This window comes from Bacillus cereus group sp. BfR-BA-01523, from assembly GCF_022662615.1.
GTDB classification, from domain to species: Bacteria; Bacillota; Bacilli; order Bacillales; family Bacillaceae_G; genus Bacillus_A; species Bacillus_A mycoides.
This window is the reverse complement of record NZ_JAKUDX010000003.1, coordinates 531,277-545,787: the sequence shown is the minus strand read 5'-3', so window position 1 is coordinate 545,787 and position 14,511 is coordinate 531,277. Positions and strand designations below refer to the sequence as shown.

The following is a 14,511-nucleotide window of genomic DNA, read 5'->3' as shown; positions in this document are numbered from 1 at the left end:
TTGGCTCATAATGACAAAAGTCAAATTACATTTTCTGTACAACATTTGATTGAGAGAAATACAAATAGAAGAAAAAAAACGCAGCGAATCAATCGAATTGTTCCGTTAATACTAAAAGCCATTGCTAGCGTGTCCATTGTAACGACACTTGGAATTATTATTACGTTGGCAAATGAAACAATCATGTTTTTTCAAAAGATATCATTGTATTCTTTTTTGACAGAGAAGGAATGGTTACCTTTTTTTGAAGATCCCAAATTCGGTATATTGCCACTTATATGTGGAACAATCCTTGTAACAGCAATTGCCATGTTCGTAGCAATTCCTATTGGTTTAGGTTGTGCCGTGTTTTTAAGCGAATACGCTTCGAATGGCGCTCGGAAAATATTAAAACCGTTGTTAGAGCTACTAGCAGGCATCCCGACAATTGTATATGGTTTTTTCGCGTTAACAGTTGTCACACCACTTTTACAACGGGTTATACCAGATTTGCAGTTTTTTAATGCTATTAGTCCAGGTATTGTTATAGGGTTTATGATGATACCGACGATTGCGTCCCTCTCTGAAGATGCGATGAGAGCTGTAGCGAAAGGAATTAAAGAAGCCTCATTAGCGCTAGGAGCAACTCGTTTTGAGATGGTAAAACAAGTGGTGTTTCCATCGGCTTTTACGGGCATAATGGCAGCGATTATATTAGCAGCTTCCAGGGCAATTGGTGAAACGATGATTGTTGTTATTGCAGCTGGATCAACACCTAATGTATCGATAGATCCGACTCATTCTATTCAAACATTAACAGCCTATATTGTACAAGTGAGTTTAGGTGATGCTCCGCACGGAACGATTACTTATTACAGCATGTATGCTGTAGGTGCAACGTTATTTATGTTTACTTTTATTATGAATATCATTTCGCAATATATTATGCGCCGTTTTAGGAGGTTGGCATAATATGCGAATGTTAAACCATAAGAACATACAAGAAAATATGGCATCGCGTTTTTTAAAGGATCGGATTTACAAGTGTTTGTTTTATATAGCAATTTTGTTTTCAGTAGTAATACTTTTTATATTGCTTTTTCAAATTTTTGAAAAAGGTATAAGTTATCTTTCAATAGATTTCTTTACAAACTTCGCCTCACGTAATCCGAGAGAAGCTGGGATTGTCGCTGCTTTGTCAGGAACAATACTATTTATGAGCATTGTTATACCAGTCTCTTTTATATTTGGAGTCGGAACAGCTCTTTATTTAGAGCATTATGCGAAGGAGTCCGTTTTTAAAAAGTTAATTGAATTAAATAATCAAACATTAGCAGGGGTACCTTCCGTTGTGTTTGGTTTACTCGGGTTAACTATTTTCGTATACGCTCTCCATTTGGGAGAGAGCATAATGGCAGCGGCACTGACGATGAGCTTACTCGTCTTACCAACTGTTGTTGTAGCTAGTCAAGAAGCGATTAGAACTGTGCCGAGCTCATTACTAGAGGCTTCTTACGGATTAGGTGCTACGAAATGGCAAACGATGTATCAAATTGTATTGCCAGTCGCTTTGCCAGGGATTGTAACGGGATGTACGTTAGCGGTATCGAGAGCAATTGGTGAGGCAGCACCATTATTAGTTATTGGGGCCCTTGCCTTTGCAAATTATGTTCCGTTCAGTATGTTTGATAGATTTACGGTTTTACCAATTCAAATTTTTAATTGGATGAGTAGACCACAAGAAGAATTTCAGTATGTAGCAGCAGCTGGGATGATTGTTTTGCTAGGATTGTTGCTCTTTATAAATATATTTGTCTTATGGTTACGAAATCGAAAATAAGTTGGAAGTGGATGAAAGGGGAATTCAAATGGTAGCAACAGTAGTAAATGTACAGGTGAAAAATGAGAAAAAGATTGAGACAGCACCAAAAAAAATAGTATTTGATACGAAAAATTTAAATTTATGGTACGGAGAAGACCATGCTTTAAAAGATATCAACTTAAGTATTCATGAGAATGAAGTAACAGCGATTATCGGTCCGAGTGGTTGTGGGAAATCAACATACTTAAAAACGCTAAATCGTATGGTAGAGTTAGTGCCTATCGTTCGAACTACGGGCGTTATCGAATATAGAGAACGAAACATATTTGATAAATCATATCCGGTTGAAGAATTACGTACGCATGTGGGTATGGTGTTCCAAAAGCCAAATCCATTCCCAAAATCTATTTATGAAAATGTAGCATATGGTCCGAAAATCCATGGTGTTCGTGACAAAAAAACACTTGATGAAATTGTTGAAAATAGCTTGCGCGGCGCAGCTATTTGGGATGAGTTAAAAGATCGTTTGCATGATAATGCATACGGTTTATCTGGTGGTCAGCAACAACGTCTATGCATTGCACGCTGCTTAGCGATTGAGCCAGACGTAATTTTAATGGATGAGCCAACATCGGCGCTAGATCCAATTTCAACATCAAAAGTAGAAGAATTAATTCAGGAGTTAAAGAAAGATTTTAGTATTGTTATCGTAACGCACAACATGCAACAAGCAGCACGAATTTCAGATAAAACTGCTTTCTTCTTAAGTGGAGAAGTTGTGGAATATACAGATACGAACAAATTATTTACAACACCTGCAGATAAGCGTACAGAAGACTACATTACAGGACGATTTGGTTGATATCGCTAGCAAGGCTAAGAGTAAATGCCCTCTTAACAGAGGGCATTTCTCACTTTCACTTCATTTTAAATAGGGGAGTAATATTTCTCTTTTCTCAAGGCTTAATAAACGTACAAGAGGCTGGGTAGGGGATTTATCCCGCTATTTGCCGGGCAGTAAAACTCCCACCTCAAAATTCGGATGGAGCAAAGAAGTTAGGTGGGAGTCGGGCTGCCCGTAAACGCCCGATTGGTGAAGGCTGATAATCAGTGGGGGATGAAAAACCCCCACACTGATTAAAGTTTCACTTTATATAAAATGGCACATAATATTGAGGGGGAAGAAATGATGGTAAGAGAACAGTTTCAATGTGATTTAAAAACGTTACAGCAAAAGGTGATCGAGCTTGGTGAGTTAGCAAGTGGAGCTTTATTGATTGCTATGGAAGGTCTTCACAACAGGGATGTAGAGAAAGCGTTAGAAGTCATTGATGGGGATTATCGCATGGATAATTTAGAAGAGGAAATAAATGACCTTGCGCTTATGCTTATTACAAAGCAGCAGCCTGTAGCAAGTGATTTAAGAAGAATTTTCATTTCAATTAAAACAGCGACAGATTTAGAACGTATTGCAGACCATGCTGTTAATATTGCGAAATCAACAATTCGTCTTGGTGAAAAAGAAGTGGTTGTTAGTTTACATAATCTTGAGGAAATGTTTGAGATTGCTCATAAGATGTTAAATTTAGCATTAGAAGCATATGAGCAAGAAAATTTAACTTTTGCTAAACAAATTGCTGAAATGGATGATTCAGTTGATGAAATTTATGGGAAGGCGATTCGTGAATTTATTTCATCTATCCCTGGACAACCAGAAGCGATTACACAAATTACACAACTATCCTTTGTTGCAAGATATATTGAGCGTGTAGCAGACCATGTTACAAATATTGCTGAGAATGTATTTTATGTAGTAAAAGGAAAGCATTATTTATTGAATGAGTAGGGGGAAAAGTAGGTGATGAGAAATCACCTGCTTTTTTTAGTCAAAACATGACAAAAAAAGCTCGTTGTTTCCTTTAGTCTATGATGATAAGATGTATCATAATTAATGGAAAAATAAGTACATATATGTTAGTTACGTCTTATTAATTATTTTACCAAGTTAATGGTAAGCGCTTTCTTTTTGGTGGGAGTTAAAAGGTACATTTATTTATAAAGTGAGGCTTTAATTAGTGGGGCTGTCTCTCACTGATTGTTAGATCATACCAAACCGGACTTTTACTGCAGTTAATGTGGGGTAAATGATATACGGAGTTCTTGAACATTATATAAGTGGAGGCTGAAGTATATGAAGGGGGTTATTTTAGCTGGAGGAAAAGGGAGACGCCTTAGACCATTAACATGTAATACTCCAAAACCGATGTTACCATTGTTAGAAAAACCAGTTCTTGAATATAATATTGAATTATTACGTCAGCATGGTATTCGTGAAATTGCAATTACAGTTCAATATATGAGTACCGCTATTAAGCAATACTTTGGTGATGGTAGTAAGTGGGGAGTTAACTTGTATTATTTTGAAGATTCTCCTCCGCTTGGAACAGCAGGGAGTATTAAGCAAGCCGAAAGTTTTTTAGATGAAACATTTGTTGTTATTAGTGGGGATGCACTAACTGACTTTCAATTATCAGAAGGAATTGCATTTCATGAACAGAAGAAGAGAATGGTAACGATGTTTGTGAAAGAAGTAGAAAACCCACTCTCATTTGGCTTAGTTGTAATGAATAAAGAACAAGAAATTATACGATATATAGAAAAGCCGAGTTGGAATGAGGTAGTTTCTAATATTGTGAATACAGGTATTTATATAATGGAGCCAGAAATCTTTTCTTACATACCATCCATGGAATTTTCGGATTTCAGTCATGATGTGTTTCCTTTATTGGCAAATAAAAATGCTTTATTTGCATATTTATCAGAAGACTATTGGCTAGATATTGGTACATTTGATCAATATCGGCAAGCTCAATTCGATTTGTTGACGAAAAAATTGAAGGTGCCTATTCCATATACAGAAGTATTACCGATGGTGTGGATGGGAGAAGGTGTAACGATAGGAAAAGGGACGAAAATTCATGGCCCTTCTTTTATTGGAGAAGGAGCAATGATTGGTGCAGGGGCTGTAATTGAACCGTACTCTATTATCGGGAAAAATAGTATCGTTTCAAGTTATTCTCATCTTCAAAAAAGCATCATTTTTGCAAATTCTCATATAGGAAAAAATTGTGAGTTGTTAGAAACAACAATAGGAGATCATACAATGGTCGAAGATGATGTTACACTTTTTCAAAAAAGTATTGTAGCGGATCATTGTCATATAGGGAAAAGTACAGTAATTAAGCAAAAAGGAAAAATATGGCCATATAAGGAGATAGATAGTCATTCGATAGTAGGTTCTGCCGGTGTTAAAGAGAGTGAAAAGAGTGCAGGATGGTTACAAAAAAGCCGAATTGTAGGAAGGGGTAATGTTGAAATTACTCCTCAATTTATTGTGAAAGTTGCAATGGCTTATGGATCTCTTTTTGCCAAAGGGGAGAGTATATTGATTGGAAGTCAGGAAAATATAGAAACAACTTCCTTTAAAAATTTATTCCTCCATGCCATTCATGGCAGCGGGATTCATACGATGGAATGTAAAGAAATGAATGAGTCGCTTTTTCAGTATGCCATTCATAATTTGCAATGTGCAGGTGGAGTTTTCGTTCAAGTGGAAAGCGAAAGAGGGATTGTTATACAACTGTATGGCAAGGAGGGCTCGTTTTTAACGTATAAGCAGCAAAAAGAGATAGAACAAGTATATATGTCTGAGTCGTTTTATTACGCTTCTGAGAAAGAACTGGGGCGAAATAAGCTAGTTCACGTTTCTGCAAATAATTATGTAGAAGCTGTGTTAGAGCGTATTGATATTGAAACGATACAAAAACAGAAGTTTCATCTTCTTATTAATAAGAGAAATGATATGTTACAACATTTACTTATGATTTTTTTGCAAAGGCTCGGGTGCACAGTTACATGGATTTATGCGGGCGAACAAAAGCATCATGTGAAAGCCTTGATGAAATCAAGTAAAGCAAATATGGCACTTATGTTTTCAGAGCAAGGAAATTATTTCGAGTTATATGATAATTATAGTAATATTTACCAGGGGACAGATTTTGAAGAGGTAGATATTCCAGATTTATTACTTGAATCGGCAGGAAATATTTACCCGATGTCTTTGAAGTTAGGAGAATGTTACCTTCTATTTTATACGCAGGATGAAAAAAAGTCGTTTCAAGCGAGATGGAAGCGAGATATTTTATATCGAATTGGAAAATTATTCGAGCTAATAGCATTGCAGGGAAAAACATTTCTCAGCATAGTAGAGCAATCACCTCCGCTCTATCTACTTTGTGATGAAGTTGTATGTTCATGGAATGAAAAAGGGAAAGTAATGAGGAAATTATTGGCTGATATGGAAAGAAAGGAAGAAGGTATATTTGAAGGAGTACAGTTCAAATATACCGAAAAAGAGTGGTCTTATATCGTTTCTGACACAAAACAACCGAAATTTTTAGTGTATTCGCATGCTAGAAACCCAGTAATAGCAAGGGAAAACATGAAAAATCTTATAGAAAAAATTAGACAATATCAAAAGGTGTAGAATTTTTATTTTAAAAGTGGTATTATAGTATAGTCTGATTTAAGTTATTAGTACTGGAGGGAAATAAGAATGCGTGTGAATATTACTCTAGCATGTACAGAATGCGGAGATCGTAACTATATCTCAAAGAAAAACAAACGTAACAACGCTGAGCGTATCGAGCTTAAAAAGTATTGCAAGCGTGACAAGAAGTCTACGTTACACCGTGAAACAAAGTAAGCAGTAGGAATATTTTCCTACTGTTTCTTTTTTTATTCGGTTCCTCTGTTAAAAGTGATACACTATCATCGTAGAGCAAAGTGTCACTGTGAGGGGGAAAATGTGTGAGAGAAGAGAAACTACGTTTACGTAAACAAATAATAGAACACATGAATTCTTTATCAGAAGAACGGTATACAACTTTATCAGAGCAAATTGCAGCTTCGTTGTATGCGCAAAAAGAGTGGGTTGAAGCTAAAACAATTGGAATCACCCTCTCAATGGAAAATGAAGTGAATACATATCCTATTATCGAAAAAGCTTGGGAAGAAGGAAAGAAAGTTGTTGTTCCGAAGTGTAATAAAGGAACACGAACGATGTCTTTCCGGAAAATTAGTAATTTTGATCAATTAGAAACAGTGTATATGAATTTACGTGAACCAATTCCAGCGCTTACGGAAGAAGTGAATGCAGATGAAATTGATCTTCAAATCGTGCCAGGCGTAGCTTATACAGAGCGAGGAGAACGGATTGGATATGGCGGTGGCTATTATGATCGTTATCTCGTGCATTATAAAGGGAAAGCGCTATCATTAGCTTATAGTTTTCAAATGGTAGAACATATTCCAGTAGAGCCATTTGATAAAAATGTAGAAAAAATTATTACAGAAAAAGGAACAATGGTTAAAAATGGGCTTGTATAGACAAATAAAAATTGACGAGACTTTTTCTTCGTGATTATAATAAAATATGTGAACGTTTTCTTATTATAATTTTTTATAGTAAGTGAGCATAGAGGGTGATGAAATGGTATCTATTTATGATATTCAGCAATTGCTAAAGAAATTTGGTACGATTATTTATACGGGTGATCGAATTGCAGATTTACAATTAATGCAAGATGAATTGCGTGAATTAAATCAATCACAGCTAATCGACCCACAAGACTATCAAACAGCTTTATTTTTATTGAAGCAAGAAATTCAAAAAGAGCTAAATAAGAATTAGATAAAGGTAGGTAAGTAACATGGAAGAGAAATGGTTAGTTGGTGTTGACCTTGGTGGTACAACGATTAAATTAGCATTTATTAATGTGTATGGTGAAATTTTACATAAGTGGGAAATCCCTACGAATACAAATGAACAAGGAAAACATATTACACTTGATGTAGCGAAAGCTATTGATAAAAAGTTAGAAGAATTAGGTGAATTAAAAAGCAAGCTAATTGGTATTGGTATGGGAGCTCCTGGTCCTGTACATGTGGCATCTGGAATGATTTATGAAGCGGTTAATTTAGGATGGAAAAACTATCCGTTAAAAGATTTACTAGAAGTAGAAACGGGATTACCTGTTGTTATTGATAATGATGCAAACTTAGCGGCGCTTGGTGAAATGTGGAAAGGTGCTGGTGAAGGAGCAAAAGATTTAATTTGTATGACACTTGGCACTGGTGTTGGTGGTGGTGTTATCGCCAATGGTGAGATTGTACATGGTATAAGCGGTGCTGCTGGTGAGATTGGACATATTACAGTTGTTACAGAGAACGCTTTTCCATGTAATTGCGGGAAGTCGGGTTGTTTAGAAACGGTAGCCTCTGCAACAGGTATTGTACGTGTTGCTATGCAACAAATACAAGAGACAGATAAAGAAAGTGTTTTACGTTCTATGTTAGCAGAAGAAGGGCTTATTACATCAAAAGATGTATTTGAAGCACTTGGACAAGGTGACGAACTAGCAGGTGAAGTAGTGGAAAAAGTAGCTTCTTATTTAGGATTAGCTGTAGCGAACCTTGCTAGTACGTTGAACCCAGAGAAAATCGTAATTGGTGGTGGCGTATCTAAAGCTGGAGACGCACTATTAGAGCCAATTCAACGTTATTTCGAGCAATATGCTTTCTCTCGTGCTGTAAAGAGCACAAAGTTAGCAATTGCAATACTTGGTAATGATGCAGGTGTAATTGGAGGAGCGTGGCTTGTAAAAAAGCACAAATACGAGGCGAAGATGATATAAGTTGTGAATAATGAAAAGAGGAAGGGGCCCCCTTCCTCTTTTTATGCAAGATCTTGTTGGAGAATAAAAATGTAAATGGATTAAGCTGGTGGGTACCCATTATATAGAACAGTCATGATTGTAAACCATCCGAAAACAAGTACGGTTGCAATAGCGAAGCCGCCCGCGAATAAGTTTTTTTCGCGAAGTGTTCTAAGCGTAGCAAATACAGCTAACAGAGTGACTAGCGTAAAAATAATAACAAGGCCCATACAATATCCTCCTCTGTCTACTCATTCCTTAGAATGAGTTTTTAGAATATTTACTCTTTTATATTGTACATGTTTTAAAAATGATTGTCGAGATAACACGCCTTCTTTTCCTAAGAGAAAGAAATGTTGTATCATTAAAAGTAAATTAAATAACTGGAGGAGATTTTCATATGAAATGGATACAAATGCCTTTAGGCCCATTACAAACAAATGCTTATATTTTAACGAATGATCAAAATGAGTGTATTATTTTTGATCCTGGTCATGAAGGAGAGAAACTTGTTACATATTTACAGGAAGCACAGTTAAAGCCACTTGCGGTTTTATTAACACATGCTCATTTCGATCATATTGGTGCTGTTGATGCCGTGAGAGACGCTTTTCATATTCCGGTATACGTACATAAAGAAGAAGCGAATTGGTTAGGTGATGCAACTGTGAATGGCTCGCAAATTTTTATGATGAACCGCAGTATTACAGCAAAACCAGCAGATCATATTATTGACGAAGAGGGTACATTAACGATCGGTTCTTTTAGTTTTGAAATTTTTGAGACACCAGGACATTCTCCAGGAAGTATCTCTTATTATAGTAAAGAAGCGAATGCTGTATTTTCTGGAGATGTATTGTTCCAAATGAGTATTGGAAGAACGGATTTACCTGGTGGAAGTTTTGCTGAATTAATTGGAAGTATTGAAGAGAAGCTATTTGTATTACCAGATGAAACAGCGGTGCTATGTGGACACGGTCCAGAAACAAGTATTGGATTTGAAAAAGAAAATAATCCATTTTTACAATAAGGAGTCATTATGGGGATGGAGCTCAATTTAAGAGAATGGATGGGAAAAGAAAAGGATCATTCGATTTCATATAGTACGTATATGAACCTCGTATTATATGCAGAGGAACATGGGTATTATATGAGAGAACGTGAAAAAATTGGAAGACAGGGAGATTTTTTTACGAGTAGCAATGTATCTTCTGTATTTGCGAAGACTTTTGCTAAGTTTTTTATTCGGCTTGTTGAAAAGGGAGAAGTTTTTCCAAATATTTGTGAGATTGGTGGGGGAACAGGAAAGTTTGCCTATGATGTTTTACAAGAATGGAAACAATTATCTCCGGAAACCTTTATCAATTTAAACTATTCAATTATTGAAGTGAGCCCTTTTCATAGAAGGCTACAACAGGAGAGGCTTTGCTTATTTGATAATGTGTCGTATTATACATCTTATATTGAAATGGGAGAGTCTTTCGAAGGAATTATTTTTTCGAATGAATTATTTGATGCGTTTCCTGTTGAGATAGTTGAGAAAAGAAATGGAATTTTGTATGAAGTACGTATCACGTATACAGATGAGGGAAACCTTACAGAAGTATTTAGACCGATAGAGAAAAGAGTCGGTCGTTACTTATTGAAATATAACATTCATATTGCTGAGGGACAGCGCTTTGAAGTGCCTATTGCAATGGAAGAGTATATAGAAGAGATTGCGAAATGGTTTCAGAAAGGTATATGTATTACAGTTGATTATGGATATACAAAAGAAGAATGGATGCATCCTGCACATCGTGAAGGAAGTTTAAGAGGATATTATAAGCACAAGCTAATTCGTAATCCTCTTGCATATCCAGGAGAAATGGACCTTACTACGCATGTTCATTGGGATGAGTTGAAGATGAATTTTGAGCTACAAGGAATTAATACGATATGGCATAGGAAGCAATCAGAGTTTTTGTTAGCAGCAGGAATATTAGATCAGCTTGCTAGCCATCAAGATACCAACCCTTTTTCTGAAACTCAAAAACTAAATAGAGCTATTCGCTCTATGATTTTGAACGGAGGATTAGGTAATGCTTTCGATGTTGTTATACACACAAAAGATATGAAGAATTTACTTTTGAATCAATATTTAACAATATAAAAAACAAGACACAGTATTTTCTGTGTCTTGTTTTTTAATACGACTTTTAATTATGTAGCATTATATATTTTCTCTCATGATATATATTTATATTAAAGATATGAGATGAAAAATATAGAATACACTCTTTTTCTCTGTCTATAGGTCCCTAACCTAATAATACGCGAACGAGTTGAATGATTGTTTCGTTTTCTACTTTGTAGTAAATTTCCAATCCTTTTCTTTCACTAGAAACGATTTTAGCACTTTTTAACTTTGCTAAATGCTGTGAAATTGTAGATTGTGGCATGTTTAAGCCTGTGTACATTGTAGAAACGTTGCTTGGGCCACGTTCAATTAATCCCTTTACAATACATAAGCGAACAGGATGAGCAAGCACTTTCAATAATTCTGCATTGCTTTCATATAGTTCTATTTCTTTTTGAAAGGTTTCTAACATGTTCTTTTCCACCTCCGTGTGAGCTGTTATACCATACTATACATACCAAAAAATCAAAGAAAAGAAAACAGTTGTTGCAGAAAAAAAGTCCTAAAGTAAAGAAATTGTAAGAAAAGAGACCCTGATGTAAATAAAATAGATAAATTTGCACAGTTTTGTAAAATGACATTTTTGAGTGAAAATTTTGATGCGTTTCAAAAATTGAAAGATATAGATATATTCGTAACACAATTTTATCATGATTTTCTTATTCTTTCAAATGAATATACAAAATTTTTAAAATAATATGACAAAGGAATTGTAATGTTATATATAGAATATATAACAGGTTAAAAGAAAAGAAGCTGATTATGATCAGCTTCATTATGATGATAATGAAATGTTTGGATGTAACTGATACATCTTAGAATAATCAAGTCATCAGTCATTTATTCTAGAGTTCATCTTTTTAAACAACTATTTTATTTCTTGAAGAGTTTTATTATTCGTACACAGCTTCGTTTCTTCCCTTTATGCATTTACAGGTTCTTCTACATAAGAAAGGGCATTTTCAAAATCGGATATTAAATCGTCAACATTTTCAAGGCCAACGGATAACCGAAGTAATGAATTAGAAATACCTCTTTCATCACGAGCTTCTTGCGACAATGCTGCATGTGACATTTTAGCTGGGTAGGAAAGAATCGATTCGACAGCTCCTAAACTAACTGCGAAGACAGGTAATTTTACTTTTGATAAAAATTGGCGGAGTGCGTCTTCTGATTGTAAAGTGAAAGATAGGACAGCTCCGGCTGATGTAGCTTGAGATTGTTGAATGTCAAATCCAAGATGTGTTTGTAAGCCAGGATAATAGACATTTTGAACTTTAGTGTGCTCTTGTAAAAAATGTGCGATTTTGTTGGCACCTGCAGCTGAATGTTCGAGGCGTACATGCAATGTTTTAATGCCGCGAAGCACGAGAGAACAATCTTGCGGTCCTAAAATAGCACCAAAAGCGTTTTGTAGAAAGCCGAGCTTTTGAGCGAGTTCTTCATCTTTTACGACAGCTAATCCGGCGGTGACATCGCTATGACCAGCAATAAACTTTGTAGCGCTATGAAGAACGACATCAGCGCCAAGATCAAGCGGTTTTTGAAATAGTGGTGTCAAAAATGTATTATCAACAAAAGTAAGAGCACCAATAGATTTTGCAAGATTAGAAACGGCACGAATATCTGTCACTTTTAAAAGTGGGTTAGAAGGTGTTTCTACATAAAAGAGCTTCGTATTTGGTTTAATGTTTTCTTTTACTTCTTCCACATTGGTCATATCAACAAATGTATGTGAAACACCATAACGGGAGAGAACTTCAGTAACAATTCGATAAGTACCTCCATATACATCTTCTGAAATAAGAACATGGTCACCTTGTGAAAGAAGGAGAAATGCAGTAGAAATGGCTGCAATGCCTGATGCAAAGGCAAATCCTTTTGTCCCGCCTTCTAATAAAGCAATGATATCTTCAAGAGCTTCACGTGTTGGATTTCCAGATCTACTATAGTCATACTTTCCGAAAGCATCTACATCAAACTGATGGAATGTTGATGTGTTATAGATGGGAACGTTAACAGCTCCTGTGTGTGAGTCATGCTTGTATTGATTATGCAGTAAAAGCGTATCTATGGAATAACTCATATTCTTACACCTTCTTTTACAAGTTTAATTGCTTGCTTTAAGTCTCGAATTAAGTCGTTGCTATTTTCGATGCCGACTGAAAAACGGAGAAGACGATTACACACACCACGTGCTGTTCGAACATCTTCTGGAATATCGGCATGAGTTTGCGTTGCTGGATAAGTCATTAAACTTTCGACACCGCCAAGACTTTCAGCAAATGTAATTAAGGATAAAGATTGTAAGAAAGGATTAATCCAAGTTTCATCTTGAAGGCGAAATGAAATCATACCACCTCTTCCTGGATAAAATACATCTGTCACACCATCTTCATCATTTAAATAAGCAACAATTGCATGAGCGTTTTCTTCATGCTGTTTCATGCGAAGTGCTAAAGTCTTCATGCCTCGAATTAATAGCCATGAATCAAACGGGCTTAAGACAGCACCAGAGGCATTATGATAATGAGCAAGCTCCTCGCAAAGAGATTTCCCTTTCGCAACGACAAGTCCGCTTAGTACATCGTTATGACCGCCTAAATATTTAGTTGCGCTATGAAGGACGATGTTTGCACCTTCTGTTAATGGTTGCTGTATATAAGGTGTATAGAACGTGTTATCTACAATAAGAAGTAGTCCGTGCCTTTTCGCTACACTTGCTACACTTACGATATCAGTTACTTGCATTAATGGATTAGTCGGTGTTTCTATGAAAATAGCCTTCGTTTGAGATGTGATTGCTTGCTCAATTTGTTTAATAGATTGTGTATCTACGTATCTACATCGAATATTCCACTTGTCTTCATGTTCGGAAAATAGACGATATGTTCCCCCGTATAAGTCTTCAGATACGATAAGCTCATCTCCGGAACGGAATAGTGAAAGGACAAGGAGAACAGCCGCCATTCCTGAACTACAGGCATACCCTTGCTCACCGCTTTCTAAGTCTGCAATCGCCTGTTCTAAAAGGCCGCGAGTCGGATTTCCAGTTCTTGAATAGTCAAATCCAGTAGATTTACCAATTCCTTCGTGACGATAAGCAGTTGAGAAATAAACAGGTGGATTAACCGTTCCTGTTGTAGCTTCGCTACGGTTCCCGATTTGTGCTAGTTTTGTTTCGATTGTTGACATGTAAAAATTCCCCCTTTTTAAAGTGAACGACTAAGTGAAAATAAAAAAAGCCTTCTAAGAAGAAGGCTTTCGGATTGAATAGAGTCTTCTTCTCATCTGTCAAATCTTTCACAATTTGCTGGAATTAGCACCTTATTAACGAATGAATGTTAATGGTTGCTGAGGCGTCAAAGGGCCAGTCCCTCTACCTCTCTAGATAAGAATGTTCGTATGAAATTTTATTATGGTTTTAACTTTACAACAAAAGATAATTGAATTGCAACTTTATTTTAAATAATTTTTATTTTTCCGCAAGTGTCATTGACTTTTATTTTAGTGCGTGCTAAATTTATAAAAAATTAACAAACATTGTTAAAAGGGGAACGTATTTCCTTTTAGCTACATAAATAAAATAATAAAGACAAACTCTTATTGAGAGCGGTGGAGGGAAAGGCCCTGTGAAACCCGGCAACCTTCAAACTAAATGTTTGAAACGGTGCTAAAACCTGCAAAACGTGTGTTTTGCATAATAAGAGGAGGAACAATTATGTCCCCCTCTTCAAAGTGAAGAGGGGGTTTTT

Annotated in this window: 15 protein-coding genes and 2 riboswitches; of the genes, 11 read left to right on the top strand and 4 right to left on the bottom strand. The window is 36.0% G+C overall.

Features of this window, described 5'->3' with window-relative positions:
• The 9 genes from pstC to glcK all read left to right on the top strand — a co-directional run bounded on the left by pstC (position 1) and on the right by glcK (position 8,556).
• Positions 1–951 (top strand): phosphate ABC transporter permease subunit PstC, encoded by a 951-nt coding sequence (gene pstC, locus MR066_RS11230; protein WP_078184437.1) that lies wholly within the window; start codon positions 1–3, stop codon positions 949–951.
• Position 952: 1 nt separating this feature from the next.
• Entirely contained in the window at positions 953–1,819 is an 867-nt protein-coding gene (gene pstA, locus MR066_RS11225) for a phosphate ABC transporter permease PstA (RefSeq protein ID WP_002088645.1), read from the top strand.
• Between the two features lie 28 nt (positions 1,820–1,847).
• On the top strand, positions 1,848–2,663 hold the full coding sequence (gene pstB / locus MR066_RS11220; protein ID WP_002088644.1) for a phosphate ABC transporter ATP-binding protein: 816 nt from the start codon (positions 1,848–1,850) through the stop codon (positions 2,661–2,663).
• Between the two features lie 327 nt (positions 2,664–2,990).
• Positions 2,991–3,647 (top strand): phosphate signaling complex protein PhoU, encoded by a 657-nt coding sequence (gene phoU / locus MR066_RS11215; RefSeq protein WP_002015145.1) that lies wholly within the window; start codon positions 2,991–2,993, stop codon positions 3,645–3,647.
• A gap of 345 nt (positions 3,648–3,992) precedes the next feature.
• Entirely contained in the window at positions 3,993–6,347 is a 2,355-nt protein-coding gene (locus MR066_RS11210; RefSeq protein WP_002143147.1) for a sugar phosphate nucleotidyltransferase, read from the top strand.
• 69 nt (positions 6,348–6,416) lie between these two features.
• Positions 6,417–6,566: a 50S ribosomal protein L33 gene (gene rpmG, locus MR066_RS11205; protein WP_001265616.1), complete on the top strand. Its 150-nt coding sequence runs from the start codon at positions 6,417–6,419 to the stop codon at positions 6,564–6,566.
• A 104-nt stretch (positions 6,567–6,670) separates the two neighbouring features.
• Positions 6,671–7,249, top strand: coding sequence for a 5-formyltetrahydrofolate cyclo-ligase (locus MR066_RS11200; RefSeq protein WP_002034038.1), 579 nt, complete (start codon positions 6,671–6,673; stop codon positions 7,247–7,249).
• Between the two features lie 103 nt (positions 7,250–7,352).
• Entirely contained in the window at positions 7,353–7,553 is a 201-nt protein-coding gene (locus tag MR066_RS11195) for a YqgQ family protein (protein WP_000253699.1), read from the top strand.
• A 19-nt stretch (positions 7,554–7,572) separates the two neighbouring features.
• Positions 7,573–8,556 carry a glucokinase gene (gene glcK / locus MR066_RS11190; protein ID WP_002034037.1) on the top strand — a complete coding sequence of 328 codons (984 nt, stop codon included), beginning with the start codon at positions 7,573–7,575 and terminating at the stop codon, positions 8,554–8,556.
• Between the two features lie 80 nt (positions 8,557–8,636).
• Here glcK and MR066_RS11185 read toward each other — a convergent pair whose 3' ends face one another.
• The gene (locus MR066_RS11185; RefSeq protein WP_002034036.1) at positions 8,637–8,807 is read right to left on the bottom strand and encodes a DUF2759 domain-containing protein; all 171 of its coding nucleotides are present in this window, start codon (positions 8,805–8,807) and stop codon (positions 8,637–8,639) included.
• Between the two features lie 170 nt (positions 8,808–8,977).
• Between MR066_RS11185 and MR066_RS11180 the strand changes: the two genes are divergently transcribed.
• Positions 8,978–9,607 (top strand): MBL fold metallo-hydrolase, encoded by a 630-nt coding sequence (locus MR066_RS11180; RefSeq protein ID WP_002143145.1) that lies wholly within the window; start codon positions 8,978–8,980, stop codon positions 9,605–9,607.
• Between the two features lie 9 nt (positions 9,608–9,616).
• The gene (locus tag MR066_RS11175) at positions 9,617–10,729 is read left to right on the top strand and encodes a class I SAM-dependent methyltransferase (RefSeq protein ID WP_012261713.1); all 1,113 of its coding nucleotides are present in this window, start codon (positions 9,617–9,619) and stop codon (positions 10,727–10,729) included.
• Between the two features lie 148 nt (positions 10,730–10,877).
• Here MR066_RS11175 and MR066_RS11170 read toward each other — a convergent pair whose 3' ends face one another.
• The 3 genes from MR066_RS11170 to MR066_RS11160 form a co-directional block, all read right to left on the bottom strand.
• Positions 10,878–11,168 carry an ArsR/SmtB family transcription factor gene (locus MR066_RS11170; protein ID WP_000894375.1) on the bottom strand — a complete coding sequence of 97 codons (291 nt, stop codon included), beginning with the start codon at positions 11,166–11,168 and terminating at the stop codon, positions 10,878–10,880.
• Between the two features lie 510 nt (positions 11,169–11,678).
• Positions 11,679–12,842 carry a cystathionine beta-lyase gene (gene metC / locus MR066_RS11165; RefSeq protein WP_002088638.1) on the bottom strand — a complete coding sequence of 388 codons (1,164 nt, stop codon included), beginning with the start codon at positions 12,840–12,842 and terminating at the stop codon, positions 11,679–11,681.
• Positions 12,839–13,951, bottom strand: a complete 1,113-nt coding sequence (locus tag MR066_RS11160) for a methionine biosynthesis PLP-dependent protein (RefSeq protein ID WP_002015129.1) — start codon at positions 13,949–13,951, stop codon at positions 12,839–12,841. The genes metC and MR066_RS11160 overlap by 4 nt, the downstream gene beginning before the upstream one ends.
• An 89-nt stretch (positions 13,952–14,040) precedes the next feature.
• A riboswitch (SAM riboswitch) is annotated at positions 14,041–14,154 on the bottom strand.
• A gap of 202 nt (positions 14,155–14,356) precedes the next feature.
• A riboswitch (SAM riboswitch) is annotated at positions 14,357–14,466 on the top strand.
• The last annotated feature ends 45 nt before the right edge of the window (positions 14,467–14,511 follow it).